This is a genomic window from Bradyrhizobium diversitatis, from assembly GCF_016031635.1.
In the GTDB taxonomy this organism is placed as follows: Bacteria; Pseudomonadota; Alphaproteobacteria; order Rhizobiales; family Xanthobacteraceae; genus Bradyrhizobium; species Bradyrhizobium diversitatis.
Genome location: NZ_JACEGD010000001.1, coordinates 279,983 through 297,773, shown reverse-complemented (window position 1 = coordinate 297,773; position 17,791 = coordinate 279,983). Strand labels below are relative to the sequence as shown.

The following is a 17,791-nucleotide window of genomic DNA, read 5'->3' as shown; positions in this document are numbered from 1 at the left end:
GGCCGATCTCGTTCAGTAGCAGGATGCTGTTTCCATCGCCGCGATCAATCGCTGCGCCCCCCGAACGCCGGGCGCCTTAAGAATTCCTCCGCTGCCGCGCGCTCGCCAGCAGCACCAGCATGAAGGACGCCGCCGTCATCAGCGTCGAGATCGCTGCGATGGTCGGGTCGATCTCGTCGCGCAGCGCGGTGAACATGCGCTTGGTCAGCGGCTGGTACTGGCCACCGGAGATGAACAAGGCGACGATGGTCTCGTCCATCGCCGAGATGAAGGCGAAGACGCCGCCGGCGATCACGCTGGACTTGATCTGCGGCAAGGTCACCGCGAAGAAGCTGCGCAGCCGGTTCATGCCGAGGCTGCGCGCCACCATCTCCTGCGCCGGATCGAAGCTCTGCAGGCCAGCCAGGACCGAGATGACGACGTACGGCAGGCCCAGCATCACGTTCGCCAGCACCAGGCCCGGCATGGTCGCCACGAGGCCGACCCTGGCGTAGACGAAGAAGATCCCGACCGCGATGATGATGATCGGCACCACCAGCGGCAGCAGCAGCGCCAGATGGATGATGCGCATGATGCGCAGCTTCGATTGGCTGATGGCATAGGCGGCGGCGACGCCGAGCGGCGTTGCAATCAGCACCGTCAGCAGCGCGAGCGTGAGCGTCACCCGCGTCGCCTGCATCCAGGCGGGATTGGCGAAATATTGCTGATACCAGCGCAGCGAGAACGAGGGTGGCGGGAAGGTCAGGAACCGCGCGCTGGAGAACGAGATCGGCGCGATGATCAGAACCGGCAGGATCAGATAGACCAGCACCAGGGCGCTGACCACATAGAGCGCAATCCGTGCGGGCGAGAGGCGCGTCATTTCTGCCCCAGGATGCGATCGAGCGCGACGAAGCGGCCGACGACGACGAAGATCAAGAGCACGCTCAGAAGCAGCACCACGGCCACGGCGCTTGCAGCGCCGAACTGGTTGTAGAGCTCGACATTTCGGCTGACCAGCATCGACACCATCACCGTGCGGCCGCCGCCGAGCAGCTCCGGCGTGATGTAGAAGCCGAGGCAGAGCACGAACACCATGGTGCAGCCCGCGAGTACACCCGGCAGCGACAGCGGCAGGAAGACCCGCACGAAGGTCAGCGTCGGGCTCGCACCGAGGCTGGCGCCGGCCTGCATCAGATCGCCGGGGATCTTCTGCATGGTCGCATAGAGCGGCAGCACCATGAACGGCAGCAGGATGTGCACGGTTGCGACGACCGTGCCGAACGTGTTGTGGACCAGCGCGAGCGGTTCGCTGATGACGTCGAGATAGCGCAGAAACTGGTTGATCACGCCGGACCGCTGCAGCAGTGCCAGCCACGCATAGGCGCGGACCAACACGCTGGTCCAGAACGGCAGCACGACCAGCGACAGGATGAGGATGCTCCATCCCTTCGGCACGGAGTTGGCGAGATACGCCACGGGATAGCCGAGCAGCAGCGCGATGACGGTCACCGCGAGGCTGATCTCGAAGGTCAGCGCGAAGCTGCGCCAGTAGATGGCCTCGGTGAGGACGCGGCGATAATGTTCCAGCGTGAAGCCGTCCTGATAGACCGATTGCCAGGCCAGCCAGCCGACCGGCAGCACGATCAGGAGCAGGATCACGAGCAGCGCCGGCGACACCAGCGCCAGCATCAGCCCGTTCTCGCGGCGCCGATGCTGCTCTGATGGATCGGGCACTGATCTCTTCAACGCGGCCTCGCTGCTCTCGGTTGCTGGACCTCTTCCACAGCCGGGAGAGGGAGAGGAGAATCGGTGCGGCTGCTCCTACGGCTCATTTCTTCGCTCGACCTACTTCTGCAGGAACGACGCCCAGCGCTTCTCGGCGGCTTCACCGGCCGGCGAGGACCACCAGGCGTAGGACATCAGCGCCTGCCTGGCTGCATTCGCCGGTTCGCTCGGCAATTGTGCGGCGCGCTCCGGCTTGATCACGCCGGTCTCGAATGCCTTGGGATTGCCCGGGCCGTAGTCGATGTGGAGCGGCAGATTGGCCTGATGCACGGGATCGACGGCCTCGTTGAGGAATTTCACGGCCGTGTCGAGGTTCGGTGCGCCCTTGAGGATGCAGAGCGAGGTGCTCTGCAGAATGCCCTGGTTGTAGGTGAAGGCGACCTTGGCGCCTTCCTTGGCGAGCGCGCTGACGCGGCCGTTCCAAGCCATCTCGATATCGACCTCGCCGTCGTTGAGCAGCTGCGCCGACTGCGCGCCCGAGGTCCACCACACCGTGATGTGCGGCTTGATCTCCTCCAGCTTCTTGAAGGCGCGGTCGACGTCGAGCGGATAGAGCTTGTCCGGCGCGACGCCGTCGGCCATCAGCGCCGCCTCGAGCGTGGCGATCGGGTGGTTGCGCAGCGCCCGGCGGCCTGGAAATTTCTTGACGTCCCAGAAATCGGCCCAGCTGTTCGGCGCGTCCTTCGGGAAGATCTTCTGGCTGTAGGCCAGCACGCTCGAATAGAACTCGTAGGAGATCGAATATGGGCTACGATAGGCCTCCGGCATCGCCGCCGCGTTCGGGATCCTCGAGAAGTCGAGCTTCTCGATCAGCCCCTGCTCGCCACCGCGCAAGCAATAGCCGGTTGGCGTGTCGACCACGTCCCAGATCGGCTTGCCGCTGCCGACCTGGGTCTTGATCGCAGGCCAGGCATCGGGAATGGAATCCTGGTTGATGGTGATGCCGAGCTTCTTGGCGGAGGGATCGAGGACCGCCACCGTCTGCGCCTGCTGATAGGCGCCGCCCTGCGAGACGAAGGTGATCTGCTCGGCGGCATCCGCCGCCGTGCCGCCGAGGGCAATTGCGCCCGCTACGGCACAGCCCAGTCCAAAAGTCCGTGTCGTCATCATCCTCGCCTCCTCCATCGTCAAAAAAAACGTCACTGACCGATCGCGTCGAGAAACTGATACCAGCCGGCGACCATGCGGACGGCTGGCTCGCGCAGCGGATAGAACGGGATCGCTTTCATGCGCCGCGCATCGAGCAGCGCCAGCTCGGGCGTCTCGCCGCGCACGAGGGCGGCGAGATAGCGGCCCATCAGGCTCGACATCGCGACGCCGGCGCCGTTGTAGCCGACCGAGAACAGCGTGCGGTCGTCGAGCCGGCCGATATGCGGCACCGAATCCAGCGTCATGCCGACGAGTCCGGACCAAGTGTAGGCGAGCGGAACGTCGGCGAGATCGGGGAAGATGCCGACCATGGCCTTGCGCAGCGCATCGAATGCGGCGTGCGAGTCCTGCTTGCCGAAGGCGCCGCGGCCGCCGAAGATCACGCGGTTGTCGACCATGCGGAACCAGCGCATCATGCGCTTGGTCTCGGTGTAGGTGCGGCTCGTCGGCATCAACTTTCCGGCGAGGTTACGCGGCAGTTCATCGGTTGCGATGATGGCGCTGCGGAACGGGATCAGTGTGCGCTGCAGACGCGCCGTCGCACCGGTGAGGTCGGAATAGCTGTTGGTGGCGATGATCGCCTGCCTGGCCAGCACGACGCCTCGCGGCGTCTCGGCGACGATGCCGTCGGTATCCCGCCGGAGCTTCATCACCGGCGATTCCTGAAAGATCGGAACGCCCCTGCGCGCCAGGCCGTCGGCGAGGCCGCGCAGATAGTTCAGCGGATGAATGCCGCCCGAGCCTGGGTTGAGCACGCCGCCGACGAAGACGTCCGAGCCGGTCTCCTCGCGCACGCCGCCCCTGTCGAGGATGCGGACCTCGGCCGAGCCCATCTCGCGCGTCATCCAGTTGGCCTCGTCGATCGCGGCCCGCAGCGTCGTCTCGTTGTGCGCGGCCTTGACCTGGCCCGTGCGCGTCAGGTTCGCGCTGGTGATGCCGAATTCGGAGACGAGCTCCTCGACGATGTCGGTCGATTCATGCGCGATCTCGTACATGCGCCGCGCCATGTCGCGGCCATGCACGGCGTCGATCTGCCGGAACGACAGCCGGAATTTCGCGGTGATCACCCCGCCATTGCGTCCGCTCGCGCCCCAGCCGGGACGGTTGGCTTCCAGCACGACCGGTGACAGGCCGCTTTGGGCGATGTGGTGCGCAGCGGACAGGCCGGTATAGCCCGCACCGATGATCACCACGTCCGCCTGATGCTCGCCCGCGAACACCGGAAAGTCGCGCGCCGGCTCCGCCGTGGCAGCCCACAGCGAGTTGGCCGATGGCAGCGCGCTCCACTCCCCTGTCATGCCCACGTTCACGTCCTTACGCCGTCGGCCCGATGGCCGCATCGGCCAGCGCTTTCAAGGTCGGGAAATGGAAGTCCGGCCGGGTCAACGTCTCCACAGCCGGCGTGCCGCCGAACCCGGCGATGCCCTGGCGGCGCTCGATCCAGCAAACCTTGTAGCCGAGCTTCCGGGCGATTCCGATGTCGTGATACTGGCTCTGCGCGACGTGCAATATGTCGGACTGCTTGTAGCCGAAGGCGGACTGCCGCCCCTTGTTGTAGGCGAAGAACTCGGGGTTCGGCTTGGCGACGCCCGTATCGTCGGCGCATACGGTGTCGTCGAAGGGATCGCCGAGTGCATGGGCGTAGGCGGACAGCGCGACGCGGTCGGCGTTGGTCATCGCGACCAGGCGGAATCTGGTGCGCAGGCGCTTCAGGGCCTCGACGGAATCGGCGAAGGGGCCCCAGCGCAGCACCGAGAGCTGGAATGCATCGCAGGCGGCATCATCGGCCGGCAGACCCAGCTCCTGGGCGAGATGGCGATAGACGTGGAACATCGCCTCGCTCGAGCGCCCATAGTGCCTGTCGCGGCCGCGCTTGTAGGGCTCGAAGATCCGGTCATCGCTGAGCTCGGCCGGGGTCTTGCCCGAAATCCGGCGCACCGCGGCAAGGACGCCACTCTCGAAATCGATCAAGGTGCCGACGACGTCGAAGGTGAGGACCTTGAAATGGCTGAATGCGGCTGGGCTGGACATGGTCGTTTCTTCTCTCGGTTGAACGGACGTGGGTTCAGTCCACCCGGGGCACCACGATGGTGTCTTCGGGGTGGAGGGTGACGGTGAGGCCGCCGCCGAGCGGCGGAATCCGGCTGTAGGCCTGGTGATAGGCCGGCTGGCGCAGGCTGAGCTCGATGCCGCCTTCCAGCGCCAGGAAGATGCGCAGGCTCTCGCCCTGATAGACGATGTCGGTGACCGTCCCGGTCAGCCGGTTGCAGGCGGGATCCTGCGCGCCGTCGTCGATCAGCAGCTTTTCGCTGTGCACCGCCAGCATCAGGGCGTCGCCATCGGGAAGGGCGCGCGCACTGCGCAGCAGCACATTGCCGAGTGCGACGCTGGAGGCGTCGACGCGGCGGACCGGGAGCATGGTCGCCTCGCCGATGAAGCTGGCCACGAAGGAATCGGCGGGATGGTCGTGCAGCCGCTCGGGTGTGTCGATCTGGATCAGCCGGCCGTCCTTCATCACGGCGACGCGGTCGCTCATGGTCAGCGCCTCGCGCTGGTCATGCGTGACGTAGATGATGGTGGCACCGATGCGCTTGTGCAGCGCCCGCAGTTCGATCTGCATGGATTCGCGCAGCTGCTTGTCGAGCGCCGAGAGTGGCTCGTCCATCAGAATCAGGCGCGGCTCGAAGATTATCGCGCGGGCCAGGGCCACGCGCTGGCGCTGGCCGCCCGAGAGCTGCGCGATGCCGCGCTCCTCATAGCCGGCGAGCCCCACCATCGCGAGCGACGCACGCACCTTCTCCGGCCAGGTCGCCTTGGGCAGCCGCCGCGCGCGCAACGGAAAGGCGACGTTCTCGCCGACGCTCATATGCGGGAACAGCGCGTAGTTCTGGAACACGACCCCGATGTCGCGCTTGTGCGGCGGCATATAGGTGACGTCGCGGCCGCCGAAATGGATCGAGCCCGACGATGGCAGGATGAAGCCGCCGAGAATGCCGAGCAGCGTGGTCTTGCCGGAACCTGAGGGACCGAGCAGCGAGACGAACTCGCCGGCGCCGACATCGAGGGACACGTCGTCCAGGGCGCGAACGGCGCCATACGCCTTGCTCGCGGACCTGATCTCGACGCTTTCCGCTCGCTTGTCCAACGACCGACCTCACCCATCCCTGCAATGGCGTGCCTCACTGCGCGCCATAAGCCTGCTTTATAGACAGGGATTCTGAGCACTCACGGCTGAAGCGTGCAGTGCACCTAACCTTCTCTCGCAAGCCCCTGTCTTTAGGCTGTGACACCAATGACAACAGACTTGGCAAAACCCGGCAATTGCCAAATTATTACGGGCCTCATAACATGCATCGAGAGCGGGCTCGTCGAGATCGAGCGGCGCCGCAAGGGCACCGAGACGGTGACGCTGTCGGTCTCTTCCGCCTTCACCACCCACTGGCTGATGCCGCGCATCGACAAGCTGCAGAAGCAGTTTCCGCAAGTCGATCTGCGCTTCCAGCTCATCTCTGGTGCGCTACGCGGACCGGTGGAGAACGTCGATCTCGGCATGCGCTTCCGCGATCGCGACGAGCCGTCATCCGGCGGCACCTTGGTGATGAAGGAAGTCATGCTGCCCATGTGCAGCCCCGGCTATCTCGGCGAGACCGATCCAACGGAGGGCAACACCATCATTCGTCTCGCCGAGACGCCGGGCGACTGGGCCGCGGATTACGCCTCGCTGCTCACCGGGCGCCGCGGCGCGGCCAAAGCGCTGAGCTTCACCGACTATGCCGTCGTGGTGCAGGCTGCGCTGCTTGGCCAGGGCATTGCGCTCGGCTGGCTGACGGTCACCTCGCATTGGCTGCTCACCGGCGCGCTGGTGCCGGCCTCCGACACGCTCACCACCACGCGCCGCATCTGCGAATTCTTGCCGCCGCGCAACCGGCCGATGCGCCCGATCGCCGCCGAGATCCGCGACTGGATCACCGCGCAGATGAAAAGCGAGATCACCGCGATCGATCGGCTTTATCCGAAGCTTGGTGCGATGGCTGCGTGCTATTGATACGATTCGCGCGGATCGTATTGCCGCTCGTCCAGCGCCCGCGATGATGAACTAGGGGCCGCCAGCGCGGTATGAGGCCGCGCGAGGAGCGCCTGCCGGTGCTCCGGCGCCGCCGATCGCGATCATCCGGCGCCCCACACGGCAAGGCCACAGCGTCCAACTAGAACGAAGTGCCACCCCCAAACCTGAACTCCTGAACCGTGTCGTATTTGCCCTTCGTCAGCGGCACGGCGTAGTCGAAGCGCAGTGGCCCGAACGGCGAGGCCCAGATCAGGCCGACGCCGACGGACGACCGCAAGATTGCCGTCGTCGTATTGCAGTCCGCAGGTTGGGCAGGCCTTGGTGTTGACTTCGCCCGTGGCCGACCATGAGGTCGGCCCCTGGTAGCCCCAGAGCGATCCGGCATCGGCGTAGACCGCGCCCTTCAGGCCGACTTCCTTGGGCAGGAACCAGAACGGCATCTGCAACTCCATCGATGCGCGAAAGCCCTTTTCATCGAGATCGTATTCAGTGAGCGCGACGACCTAGACGTCGGCGAAGCCGTTCTTGAGGTAGAAGCGGAAGCAAGGGCGGGCGGTGCCAGGCCCTTACTCCTGTAGACATTCATCACTTGACTTGCCCCTGCCCTCCACGGCGTGGACGAGCGCGGGCCGACCGCCCTCATCTGTCGCGCCGCATCAGAGAGCTCTCAGCACTGGTTTTGGATTCCCGTGCTTCCGGGAGGCAGGCCGTTCGCCGTGCGTGGCCTCGTCCGGTGTCACGGCCGCCAGGATATTCGCATGGTGTCGAGGCGACGGATGCCGCTGTGCCCCTTGATCGCCGGCGCTTCATCCAATCTGAGCTGAGGAATGCGGGCCGCGAGCGCCGCCAGGCTCTCCTCGAGTTCGATCCGCGCCAGCGCTTCACCGATACAACGATGGGCACCGGCCCCGAAGGCGGGCAGCAACCGTGGTTGGTCGATTCGACGGATGTCGAATACGTCGGGCCGTTCATAAGCCCCTTCGTCACGCGCGGCGGACATGGTCGACAAGATGACGAGTTGCCGGGCCGGGAGCACAGCGCCGCCAACCTCGATGTCTTCGGCCGTTACCCTGATGAACGATGCTACGCTCGGCTCGAATCGCATCGCCTCCGCAACCGCGCCCGGAATCAACGAGGGATCGCGGCATACCGCCTCCCATTGTTCCCGGTGCTGGAGCAGAAGCGCCAATTGCATGACGATGGCGACGCGAGTCGTGTCGGTGCCGCCGACGATCAACTGCACGATCTGGAATATGATCTCGAGAGGTGACAACTCACCTGCTGCGTCGGCCTTCCCAAGGAAATCCGAGAGGAAATCATCCCGAGGGGCGCGTCGCCGGTCTTCGATCGTCTTCTCCACGTAGGCGCGCAACTGTTGGCAGGCCACCTCCGATTCGGGGATTTCGTCCGGCAATATGCTGGCGCTGAGGAATCGAGTCACCGCGTAGACGAGTTCTGTAAAGGAAGGGATATCGGCTCGCGGCAGGCCGAGAAGATCGCCAATGACCTGGGCGGGAAGCTGAGCTGCGAACCGACCGACGAATTCGACCTGACCATCGGCATACCAGCTCTCAATCAGCTGCTCCGAGGAGCGTCGTATGTGCGGCCGCAGATCGGCTATCATACGGGCCGCAAAGCTTCTGGAGAACGGTGAGCGCCGGCGGCGGTGAACGGCACCGTTCGCGGTGAGCATTCCGTGCGCGAAGAGATCAAACAGCGCTCCCTCCGTGACACCGAACAATTCCGGGTGGGCGGTTTCGGATGCGGCTATACGGACATCACTGCCGAGCCGCTCAATGTCGGCATGGCGGAGCACGAGGTAACCTCCCGTCTCATGCCTGACAAAGGGATAGGCGGCACGATACTTGCGGAACATTCCGTGAGGATCCGCGTCGAGGTCTGCCGCACTGAGAACCGGCAGGTCCTCAACAGCGGCGAGAGCTGCCCGATCGTCGGCGCCGACAACTTCTGCCATTGGGATTCTCTTGTCCTTGACTGCGATTTCTCCTCCCTAGGCCTGGCGCGTTACGTCTCGATTGCCGGACAGTCGAAATTCGTTGCAATCGTAACGGGCGGCCGCGCGGTCGCCTGCCTGTCAGCGCGGCGCGGCCCACGCTCGGTCCGGCGATGGCAAGATCGCCCGCCTCAGCAATCATGGAAGCCCCGCACCGCCCACTCGATCTCCGAACGGCCGTGGATTCCAAGATCGCGCAACGTGCGGTCGTCGAGTTCCATCAGAGCAGCAACAGCCCTTCTGATCTCCCGCTCTCGGCGAAAATGCAATCGCAAGACAGTCAGCATCTCACCGGCCGAACGCAGCCAATTCCAACGTCGCGCGGGTTGCGCCGCGCGCGGCGGCACGCCGCCGCATTTGACGGCGCTGCCGTTGCGCTCGGCGCCATCGCGACCGCCGCTGCGCATCGGCTCTGCCGGTTCACCGGTCTCCCGGTCCGTCAGCCAGTCTTTTCGTGCCACCAGTATCGTGTGAGCCGGCATGGCCGCGGCCGGATGCAACGCCGCACCGTAGAGCGCAAACCCTTCCATGAAGGAAAAGATCACCGACCACAACATGCCGACGTCCCGGTCCGGCGCGGCTCCAGCCGGCGCCGGATGCGAACCAGTGTCCGCGAGGTCCTGCCTCCCGTTACGGCCAGCACCGAGACCGGCCGTACCGCGGTCATCGGGCCATGCGGCCAAATCTTGACCATCGAGCTCCCCGTCAACCGGGCGGGCAAACCGGACCATACTGCGAGAATGCGACTTCATCGTAGATCTCCCACGCATTGTTCGTGGGAGCCTATGTGCAGGCCGGCCGTTACACCGAGATCACCGTCATCGGCAAAAAGGCTACGGTTGCAATCCGCCGGCCGCGTTCAGCACGGATCTACGGTGCCGGAAGACGCGGCGACGCCAGCCTTGGTCACGCCACGTTGCGTTTCCGCTGTAACCATTCGATGGCCGGCGGAAGCATTGGTGTAACGGCGATCCCGTCAACTCGCTCTGCGCAATCGCTCGGCCGCCCTGTTGCGACCGTGCACCGATCCATCAAGAGGTCATCTCCCATGAAGATTCTTATCGCTTCGACGCCTGCGACGGGCCATCTCAATCCACTGCTGGCGATCACGCAGATCCTGGCTGCCGAAGGCCACGAGATTGCCCTTGTGACAGGTACCGCCTTTCGTGCCCGCGTCGAAGCCAACGGCATCAGGTTCTTTCCTCTTCCCGAGGGCGCGGACTTCGATCCGAACGACGTCTTCTCGTTGGTCCCCGAGCTCAAGATCATTCCCCCGGGGCTGGAGTGGCTTCGTGTTGTTTGCGAGCGCATCTTCGTCGACGCCATTCCGGCCCAGCACCAGGGGCTGCTGGAGGCGTTGCGGCAATTTCCGGCGGACATCATTGTCGCTGACGACATGTTTTTCGGCATCCTGCCGATCCTGCTCGGACCGCGATCGCATCGGCCTCCCGTCGCGCTCTGCGGCACCTCGATCCTGCATTGGGCGCGCGAGGACGGCGCACCCAATTTTCTCGGCTTGCCGCCGGCAAGGACCGACGAGGACCGCGATCGATATGCGGCCCTGACGCGGGACTATGACGCGACGGTCGATCAGCCGGTATTGCTGCGCCTGAACCGCGCCTTGAAGGGCCTCGGGGTCGGTCCGGTAGCGATGCCGCTATTCCATTCCGTGGTCGCTCTCGCAGATTCTTATCTGCAACTGTCGGTGCCGAGTTTCGAATTTCCGCGCGACATGCCGTCTTCGGTGAATTTCGTCGGCACGCCTCCGATCATTGCCAACCAGGTCTCGCCGCCGCCCTGGGCCGAGGACCTCGACGGCTCGCACAAGGTCGTGCTCGTGACGCAGGGCACGGTGGCCAATCACAACCTCAATCTGCTGGTCGCCCCGACGCTGGCGGCGCTCGCCAACGAGCCCGACATCCTGGTGATCGCGACGGCAGGCGGCCGTCCAGTCGACGCCATTCCCGGCAAGGTGCCGTCGAACGCCCGCGTCGCCAGCTATTTGCCGTTCGAATGGCTGCTGCCGAAGGTCGACGTGCTCGTCACCAACGGCGGCTATGGCAGCGTCAACCAGGCCATGAGCTTCGGCATCCCCCTGGTTACCGCGGGACTGACCGAAGACAAGGCCGACGTCAACGCACGGGTCGCGTGGTCCGGCGTCGGCATCGACCTCGCGACCAATGAGCCGACGCCAGAAGCCTTGCGCGAGGCGGTGCGGACGGTGCTCGACCAGTCGCGCTATCGATTGCGCGCGTTACAGATCGCGGACGAGTTCGCAGGGATCGATACACGGAAGAAGATTCTCCGGATCATCGGCGAACTCGTTGCCGACGAAGCCAAGCTGTCGCGCCTCCGCGCGACCATGCCAAGTCGGGGTCGGCGCGCCGGGCGGCGCGGATGATCCGATTGCCAAACTGAGCCATGGAGGGCGGTGCGACCGTCCTCCGTCGTTCCATCAATGTCCGTCGGAAGCCATCGGATGTTCGTTCATGCGCATCAATCCTGAATCCTTCGCCTTCATGGTGCTGCTCGGGCTGCTGGCGGCCGTGCCATATTCCGGTATCGACATCAATCTGCCCGCACTGGCGGCCACCGGCTCCACATTTGGCGTGAGCGCGTCGGACGTCGGGTTGACGACGAGTGCCTTCATGCTCAGCCTCGCAACAGCGCCGCTGATCTATGGACCCGCCTCCGACCGCCTTGGCCGCAAGCCGATCCTGGCATTCGGCCTCGCGCTGTTCGTCGCCGCCAGTTTCGGCTGCGCGCTTGCTTCCTCGCTGCCGGCTCTGCTGGTGTGCCGTTTCATTCAAGGTATCGGCGCCGCCGCAACCGCCACCACCTTTGCCATCATACGCGACCTCTTCGACGGTACCGCGGCACGAGGCAGGATCGCCAACGTCATGGTCGCAGTCAACGTTGCCACCGTGATCGCGCCCACCGCGGGGGCTGCCCTGCTGGCCGCTGCCGGCTGGCAATCGATCTATGCGACCCAGGCCGCGATGGGTCTCGCGCTGCTGTTGGTCGTGATATTTCGTTTCGCCGAAAGTGCGACCATCGCTCCATCCGCCCGCCTGGTGCCCACGGCCGTGATTGACAGCTATCGCCGCGTCCTGACGCATCCGGTTTCGCTTCCCTACATCCTGGTCGGTGCAGCAGGCGGCGCGATGGTGTTTGCCTACGTCACCGGCGCCTCGCTCTTCTTCGTCGGGGCCGTCGGGCTCTCGCCCGAGCAATTCGGCCTGATCTTCAGCGCCTGCTCGGCTTCCGTGATGGGCGGCGCCTTCCTCGACGGACAGCTCGGCCGGCGCGGGATATCTTCGGCATGCATGCTCGCCACCGGGCTGACGCTGTCGGCGGCGGCCAGCGTCGTCCTGCTCGCGATGACATTGACCGGCTGGATGCCCACGGTGCCTGTCGCCGCGCTCCTCATGGCGGTGGCGCTCGGCTTCGGACTCAGCGCGCCGAACGTGGTGAGCGCGACGATGCAGCACTTTCCCGACATCGCCGGCGCCGTCAGCGCTGCTGCCGGAAGCATCCAGCTAATCGCCGGTGCCATATCGAGCGGACTGGTGGCGGCTTGCTTCGACGGCCGGACGGCGCTCTCGACGACGGTCGTCATGGCTGCGTCCGCGCTCCTCGCGCTCGTCCTGTATTTCCTGGTCGCGCGTCCCGCCGACCGTCGTCTGCAATCTCAGACGATCGAGCGGCTGATGCGCGCCGGCTCGATGCCGAAATCGACCGCAAGCTGATCATCTGGCGGCCGCTGATCATGCCTAAAGGCGGCGGCTCGTGACAAGCCGCTTGCGCTTGCGTGAAAAACATCTGGCTTCGGCGCGCTCAATGCCCTGGTTTCCCCTACAGGAGCAGCCATGCGGATCAATTAATTCGCACGAAGCTGTGACAGCGATCGCCGAGGCGATGGCCGCCGGGAACGCTGCACATGATCGCGCGTGCCATTCTTACAGAGGTAACCATTTTGTCTCGACTAGACATCATTCGGTAGCAGCATTGCCCCATCGTTGGCGCGGCCGGCGCGGCTACACCCGCGATCACGCAATTGTCCCATCGCCTGCTCCGGTCGCGAAAGGAACGATTGCGTCAGTGAGTTTCGCGACCTGATGAGGCTTCTGGAATGTTATACCATTTTCTGCTGGCATCTTGGGGCACATTGGGAAACCTCTCTCCTCTCCTGACTGCGGGACGGAAACTGCGCCGGAATGGTCATCATGTCCGGGTGATGGCGGATCCGGCAATGCGTGCCGAAGTGGAGAGCGCCGACTTCGAATTCGTGACATGGCGCCGCGCCCCGACGGGCAAGGCCGCCGATCCGACAGATCTCTCGGACATGTCGCAATGGATACGCCGCGTCGTATTCGACCCCTGCTCAGCCTATGCGGCCGATATCCGGGACGAAATTCGCCGCGGGCCGACGGATGCGGTTCTCAGCTTGGACGTATTGTTCGGCGCCGCGCTCGGAGCGGAGGCATCGGATGTGCCCCTCGCTCTATTATCCCCCCATGTCAGCCTGCGCACCCTGCCGGGAATGCCGCCGGCCACGAGCGGGTTGGGTCAACCGAAAACTCCGCAAGAGCGTGCCGAAGTCGACGTGGCCAATGCCGCCGTATCCCAGATGCTGAATTCGTTTCTCCCTCTTCTCAACCGGGCCCGCGTCGATCTGGGACTCGCCCCGCTCGCGGATGTCATGCACCTGTTCGATCGGGCCGACCGGCTTCTGCTCGCAACCAGTCGGGCGTTCGACTTTCAGGCTGATGCTCTGCCGTACAATTTTCGGTATGTCGGGCCGCTGCTCGACGTGCCGAACTGGTCCAAGGCCACGCAACCCAATTCGCGGCAGGCCGCCACCTGGCCAGCATCGTCCATGCGATCGGGGCGCCGCCGCGTCTTGATCGCTTGCAGCACCGGCGCTCAAGGCCAGCGCGATCTGTTTCAACGCGTCGTCAACGCGATGGGCATGCTCGAGATCGATGCCATCACGACCACTGGCCCCAATCTGAAGGTTACAGATCTGCGGGCTCCACAGAATGTCCGATTGATCAGCGGCGCTCCCCATGACCTGATCATGAAAGACGTTTCTGCCGTGGTGTCGCAAGGCGGCCACGGAACCGTCACCCGTTCGCTCCTCAACGGCTTGCCGCAGCTCGTTCTTCCGATGGGACGGGATCAGGCTGCGAACGCGGCGCGGGTCGAGGCCAAGGGCGCCGGGCTTCGATTGCCTCCAACGGCCTCGCAGATGGAGATCGCCGCGGCAGTGGACCGGCTGATCACCGAGCCGCAATTCGCGACGACGGCTCGCTTCCTCGGCGAGGCCATCAAGGTCGATATCGATCGGTCCTGCCTCGTCGACGAGATGGAGACCATCGCCGCCGCCGGCCGCCGAATGAGACGGCCGTCAGCTGCAACGACGGCGTCTCGTCGCGCCTGACGAACCCTCGATGCGGCCGCCCGCCCATGATCGGCCCGGTGCCGCTGACCGACGCCACGAAATGCTCCGAGCGTTCGCAAGAGCGCGCGGGCATCGCCAAACGAAAGCGCCTCCCGACCTTGCGCGCATTTTGAAGCGGGACCGACGGCCGCTGACGACCAATGCCGGGGAGATTGGCTGCGTTTTCGACGATCCGGCGCGGGCGGCAGATGCGAAATGAGACCTACATTCTGGCGATTACCCCGGCTGAATGGGTTCGTCAGCCGCTCCTCTATCGATATCCTGGCAGACACTGGCGACGATCTGATAGGAGCGATGGGCCGCGGCGGTGTCCTGGATGAACGTGATGATCATGAGTTCGTCTGCCTGCGTTCTCCTGATCATCGCCTGGATACCGGAACGCACCGTTTCCGGTCCGCCAACGATGGCGTAGGATAAGCGGTCGGGCATGGCTGCGACGGGCGCCGCAATCGCGTCCGTCGCCGATGCCGGCAGCTTCTTGCGAAACCATTGCACCAGGATCGGCCGGACGCCAGCCATCATTTCCTCCGCTTCTGCATCCGTGTCTGCCGCGATGATAAAGGCCGACACCATCGCATGCGGAGATCGCATTGTGGCGCCCGGCCGGAAATGCGTGCGATACGCCTGCATGGCAGGAATCAGATCATCGGGCGCGATATGGGTCCCGTAGGAGAACGGCAAGCCGAGCTTGCCCGCCATTGTCGCCGAGGCCGTTGAAGACCCCAGCAACCAGACGGGTACATCGAGGCCGCGCCCAGGTGCATGTGGACTATCGCCCGATTGCGGCTCGCGCAGGAGCGCCAACAATTCGTCGAGGTCAGCGTCAAAACGCATGCGCGCATCGGGCGCCTTGCGTAGCATCCGGAGCGTGTCAGCGTCCGACCCTGGTCCGCCCGTTGCGCGTCCGATTCCGAGATCGATCCGGCCGGGATGTAGCGCCGCCAATGTTCCGAATTGTTCGGCAATCAGAAGGGGCGAATGGTTGGGCAACATTGCGCCGCCAGAGCCGACGCGGATCGATCGCGTACGGCTCGCAACATGAGCAAGCACGATAGGTGGCGCCGCATTGGTCAGCCGCGGCACGTTGTGATGCTCGGTGAACCAGAAGCGTCGATAGCCCAACGCCTCCGCATGCTGCGCTCGCTCGACAGTGCGGGCCAGAGCTTGACGCGTACCGTCGCCATTGTACTTCGGAGAAAAATCGAGCATCGAGATCGGAAGCGATCTGTCCATCATGAATCCCTTTGTGTTGTCCGGCCCGATCCTTCGGCCATGGGGCTGCCAATGAAGCGGCGTCGTGACGACGCCTTCACTGGCCGCGATCTCCAGGGCCCGGGTGCTCAGCCGATATTCTGTCGTAAAGACGCGCAGCGCATAGCCTGCGCTTCTGGACAGAACGGCCAGCAAGATCGCCAATCGGCGCTCAGGCGACGGCCGCTTTCAGATGACGGGCAAGTATCTCTGCGAACACCTTCACCTTCGAGGAGATGTCGGCGCGCGAGGGATAGGTGAGTTGGAGTCTGACCGAAGCCGAAACGGGGAAGGCCTTCACGAGAGCGCCGGACGCCAACGCCGTTCTGCATAGCGACCCGGGCAGGAGGCCGATGCCCTGACCGAGCAGCACCAGTTCGCGGATGAACGTGAAACTGTCGACCGTAACGTGGAACTGAGGCAGGACCCCGCCATCGAGGCACTGTTCGAAAAGGCGGCGCAGTTCCGGCTGCTGTGGACCGATCAGCCGCGTTGCCCTGGCGATGCTCGCCGGAGCACCGTGACGGCGCATATAATCGGCGCTCGCATAAAAGCCCAGTTCCATGTCGAGCGCCCCCCGCACGACGGCGTCCTGGGGATTGGCGGCACCGATCCGCAGTGCGACATCGACATTCTCGGAGACGAGGTCGAGCACCGCGTTGGTCGGAACCACATTGACCCGCACCTTCGGATATGCCGCGCAGAATTCCGAGATAGCCGGGGCAACGATCTTTGCTGGAAAGTCCGCAGGCAGCGTCATGCGGATCTCGCCTGCATGAGATGGTCCGACCTGCTTCAGATCGGCGAGTGTATCGGCCAGGGACGCCAGGGCGCCCTCCGATCGCTGATACAGATCCTGCCCTTCGGCGGTCAGAGCGAAGGCGCGTGTCGACCGTTTGAAGAGGCGAACGCCCAGCGAGCTCTCGAGATTGCGAATGCGCAGGCTCACGGAAGACCGCGGCATCCCTGTCCGGCGTGCGGCTCCGGAGAAGCTGCCCGCGCGAACAACTTCAATGAATGTCTTGAGCGCGTTGAGATCCATCAGCGCGCCCTCAGCGAGCCGTGATCCTTGATAGGATCACGGGCGAAATGGCGTGCCGCCTCCGGAAGCCAGCGATGAGCGCTCCGGCGACCATCCCCAAGTATGGATGGGCGGGATCGGGAGTGTTTGAGAGTCCGCATCTATCGCGCGATAGTACGATATCGGGCGCTGTCCCCTTCTTCACATCCTCGTTTTTACGAACGCCCGCAGGAAGATGGGTTGGTCACGGTCAGGGATGAGACATCCGGGGATCGGGGACCTCCTTCGACCCGTCTCCTCGCTCGATTTGCGGGTCGACATGGCCCTTCAGAACCCGGGTGCCGCAAGGCGCGCACGCTATGGCAAGGGTCCGACGATCATTTGATCGTGCCGTTGGGCGATACCGGGCAGGAGATTCATATTCTGCTCCCGTGGTTCGGGGATGTCGCGGAGATCGCGAAAGAATTCCTCGTGCTTTCGCGGTGTCGAGATCAAGATGTGGCGCGCATCACGGGAGCCGACATTCGTGAACCCATGAATCATGCCTTTCGGAACCTGCACGCGTGCCCCGGGCTCCACGACCTCGGTCTGGTCGCCGATGAGATATTTCAGCGTTCCCTCGAGAACGACGAACAGCTTATCCTCGGATGCGGAAATATGAGCCGGTGCGCCGAAGCCTGGCTTGATCGTCATGTCCAGAATCGTGAACGGGCTTGTGCTGGAATTGATGATCCTGGTGCTGATCCCCGCGAAATCAGTCTGCTCGAATGTGGTTGCGATGCCAGCTTCCATTGTCGGTCTCCGAGGCTCGAGTGGGCGTCGGTTCATACTTCGTCGCTCCGGAGCATCGCGCATAGCCCAAGCCTCTGGACAGACCGGCCAAGACAATCGCCAATCGCCCGCATTGGGATGATGTCGCAATCTCAGAACCGCACGTGCCAGATCCACGGCACCACGCGCCCCTCGCGGCGGAGGGGTAGGACCGTGCCGGCCATCAGTCGTCGGGCGTCCGACCCTCAGTCTAAAGCTGCGGTGCATTGCGGATTGCTATTCGCGAGT

General features: G+C 64.4%; 15 protein-coding genes and 1 pseudogene. 4 read left to right on the top strand and 12 right to left on the bottom strand.

What is annotated here, in order from left to right; all coding sequences use genetic code 11:
• Nucleotides 1-76: 76 nt before the first annotated feature.
• From H1B27_RS01315 to H1B27_RS01290, 6 genes are all read right to left on the bottom strand, one after another.
• Nucleotides 77-862 carry an ABC transporter permease gene (locus H1B27_RS01315; protein ID WP_061883530.1) on the bottom strand — a complete coding sequence of 262 codons (786 nt, stop codon included), beginning with the start codon at nucleotides 860-862 and terminating at the stop codon, nucleotides 77-79.
• Nucleotides 859-1,671 carry an ABC transporter permease gene (locus H1B27_RS01310; RefSeq protein WP_197964720.1) on the bottom strand — a complete coding sequence of 271 codons (813 nt, stop codon included), beginning with the start codon at nucleotides 1,669-1,671 and terminating at the stop codon, nucleotides 859-861. The genes H1B27_RS01315 and H1B27_RS01310 overlap by 4 nt, the downstream gene beginning before the upstream one ends.
• A gap of 156 nt (nucleotides 1,672-1,827) precedes the next feature.
• Nucleotides 1,828-2,877 carry an ABC transporter substrate-binding protein gene (locus H1B27_RS01305; RefSeq protein WP_197964672.1) on the bottom strand — a complete coding sequence of 350 codons (1,050 nt, stop codon included), beginning with the start codon at nucleotides 2,875-2,877 and terminating at the stop codon, nucleotides 1,828-1,830.
• Between the two features lie 29 nt (nucleotides 2,878-2,906).
• Nucleotides 2,907-4,214, bottom strand: a complete 1,308-nt coding sequence (locus tag H1B27_RS01300) for an NAD(P)/FAD-dependent oxidoreductase (protein WP_197964719.1) — start codon at nucleotides 4,212-4,214, stop codon at nucleotides 2,907-2,909.
• A gap of 16 nt (nucleotides 4,215-4,230) precedes the next feature.
• A complete protein-coding gene (locus H1B27_RS01295) occupies nucleotides 4,231-4,947 on the bottom strand; it encodes an HAD family hydrolase (protein WP_061883531.1) in 717 nt (238 codons plus the stop codon).
• A 34-nt stretch (nucleotides 4,948-4,981) separates the two neighbouring features.
• Nucleotides 4,982-6,061 (bottom strand): ABC transporter ATP-binding protein, encoded by a 1,080-nt coding sequence (locus tag H1B27_RS01290; protein ID WP_197964671.1) that lies wholly within the window; start codon nucleotides 6,059-6,061, stop codon nucleotides 4,982-4,984.
• A 147-nt stretch (nucleotides 6,062-6,208) separates the two neighbouring features.
• Between H1B27_RS01290 and H1B27_RS01285 the strand changes: the two genes are divergently transcribed.
• Nucleotides 6,209-6,961 carry a LysR substrate-binding domain-containing protein gene (locus H1B27_RS01285; protein WP_246515060.1) on the top strand — a complete coding sequence of 251 codons (753 nt, stop codon included), beginning with the start codon at nucleotides 6,209-6,211 and terminating at the stop codon, nucleotides 6,959-6,961.
• A 160-nt stretch (nucleotides 6,962-7,121) separates the two neighbouring features.
• On the opposite strand, the pseudogene H1B27_RS01280 reads toward H1B27_RS01285, so the two are convergent.
• The 3 genes and pseudogenes from H1B27_RS01280 to H1B27_RS01270 all read right to left on the bottom strand — a co-directional run.
• Nucleotides 7,122-7,452 (bottom strand): annotated as a pseudogene (locus H1B27_RS01280) (BamA/TamA family outer membrane protein); the annotation flags it as partial.
• A 266-nt stretch (nucleotides 7,453-7,718) separates the two neighbouring features.
• On the bottom strand, nucleotides 7,719-8,957 hold the full coding sequence (locus tag H1B27_RS01275) for a cytochrome P450 (RefSeq protein ID WP_197964670.1): 1,239 nt from the start codon (nucleotides 8,955-8,957) through the stop codon (nucleotides 7,719-7,721).
• 170 nt (nucleotides 8,958-9,127) lie between these two features.
• The gene (locus H1B27_RS01270; RefSeq protein WP_197964669.1) at nucleotides 9,128-9,553 is read right to left on the bottom strand and encodes a DUF1127 domain-containing protein; all 426 of its coding nucleotides are present in this window, start codon (nucleotides 9,551-9,553) and stop codon (nucleotides 9,128-9,130) included.
• A 491-nt stretch (nucleotides 9,554-10,044) separates the two neighbouring features.
• On the opposite strand from H1B27_RS01270, the gene H1B27_RS01265 reads away from it, so the two are divergent.
• The 3 genes from H1B27_RS01265 to H1B27_RS01255 all read left to right on the top strand — a co-directional run bounded on the left by H1B27_RS01265 (nucleotide 10,045) and on the right by H1B27_RS01255 (nucleotide 14,439).
• On the top strand, nucleotides 10,045-11,397 hold the full coding sequence (locus tag H1B27_RS01265) for a glycosyltransferase (protein ID WP_197964668.1): 1,353 nt from the start codon (nucleotides 10,045-10,047) through the stop codon (nucleotides 11,395-11,397).
• Between the two features lie 88 nt (nucleotides 11,398-11,485).
• Entirely contained in the window at nucleotides 11,486-12,745 is a 1,260-nt protein-coding gene (locus tag H1B27_RS01260) for an MFS transporter (RefSeq protein ID WP_197964667.1), read from the top strand.
• A 419-nt stretch (nucleotides 12,746-13,164) separates the two neighbouring features.
• Entirely contained in the window at nucleotides 13,165-14,439 is a 1,275-nt protein-coding gene (locus tag H1B27_RS01255) for a glycosyltransferase (protein WP_311976914.1), read from the top strand.
• A gap of 237 nt (nucleotides 14,440-14,676) precedes the next feature.
• Here the strand turns inward: H1B27_RS01255 and H1B27_RS01250 are convergent, their stop codons facing one another.
• The 3 genes from H1B27_RS01250 to H1B27_RS01240 all read right to left on the bottom strand — a co-directional run bounded on the left by H1B27_RS01250 (nucleotide 14,677) and on the right by H1B27_RS01240 (nucleotide 17,524).
• Nucleotides 14,677-15,876 (bottom strand): LLM class flavin-dependent oxidoreductase, encoded by a 1,200-nt coding sequence (locus H1B27_RS01250; protein WP_246515058.1) that lies wholly within the window; start codon nucleotides 15,874-15,876, stop codon nucleotides 14,677-14,679.
• Nucleotides 15,877-15,883: 7 nt separating this feature from the next.
• Nucleotides 15,884-16,753 carry a LysR family transcriptional regulator gene (locus tag H1B27_RS01245; RefSeq protein WP_197964665.1) on the bottom strand — a complete coding sequence of 290 codons (870 nt, stop codon included), beginning with the start codon at nucleotides 16,751-16,753 and terminating at the stop codon, nucleotides 15,884-15,886.
• A gap of 336 nt (nucleotides 16,754-17,089) precedes the next feature.
• A complete protein-coding gene (locus H1B27_RS01240; protein WP_061883542.1) occupies nucleotides 17,090-17,524 on the bottom strand; it encodes a cupin domain-containing protein in 435 nt (144 codons plus the stop codon).
• Between the last annotated feature and the right edge of the window lie 267 nt (nucleotides 17,525-17,791).

Excerpts from the sequence above, each read along its gene's own strand:
- H1B27_RS01315 (WP_061883530.1), bottom strand. The coding sequence starts at position 862 with ATGACGCGCCTCTCGCCCGCACGGATTGCGCTCTATGTGGTCAGCGCC.
- H1B27_RS01310 (WP_197964720.1), bottom strand. The coding sequence starts at position 1,671 with ATGCTGGCGCTGGTGTCGCCGGCGCTGCTCGTGATCCTGCTCCTGATC.
- H1B27_RS01305 (WP_197964672.1), bottom strand. The coding sequence starts at position 2,877 with ATGATGACGACACGGACTTTTGGACTGGGCTGTGCCGTAGCGGGCGCA.
- H1B27_RS01300 (WP_197964719.1), bottom strand. The coding sequence starts at position 4,214 with ATGACAGGGGAGTGGAGCGCGCTGCCATCGGCCAACTCGCTGTGGGCT.
- H1B27_RS01295 (WP_061883531.1), bottom strand. The coding sequence starts at position 4,947 with ATGTCCAGCCCAGCCGCATTCAGCCATTTCAAGGTCCTCACCTTCGAC.
- H1B27_RS01285 (WP_246515060.1), top strand. The coding sequence starts at position 6,209 with ATGACAACAGACTTGGCAAAACCCGGCAATTGCCAAATTATTACGGGC.
- H1B27_RS01275 (WP_197964670.1), bottom strand. The coding sequence starts at position 8,957 with ATGGCAGAAGTTGTCGGCGCCGACGATCGGGCAGCTCTCGCCGCTGTT.
- H1B27_RS01270 (WP_197964669.1), bottom strand. The coding sequence starts at position 9,553 with ATGTTGTGGTCGGTGATCTTTTCCTTCATGGAAGGGTTTGCGCTCTAC.
- H1B27_RS01265 (WP_197964668.1), top strand. The coding sequence starts at position 10,045 with ATGAAGATTCTTATCGCTTCGACGCCTGCGACGGGCCATCTCAATCCA.
- H1B27_RS01260 (WP_197964667.1), top strand. The coding sequence starts at position 11,486 with ATGCGCATCAATCCTGAATCCTTCGCCTTCATGGTGCTGCTCGGGCTG.
- H1B27_RS01245 (WP_197964665.1), bottom strand. The coding sequence starts at position 16,753 with ATGGATCTCAACGCGCTCAAGACATTCATTGAAGTTGTTCGCGCGGGC.
- H1B27_RS01240 (WP_061883542.1), bottom strand. The coding sequence starts at position 17,524 with ATGGAAGCTGGCATCGCAACCACATTCGAGCAGACTGATTTCGCGGGG.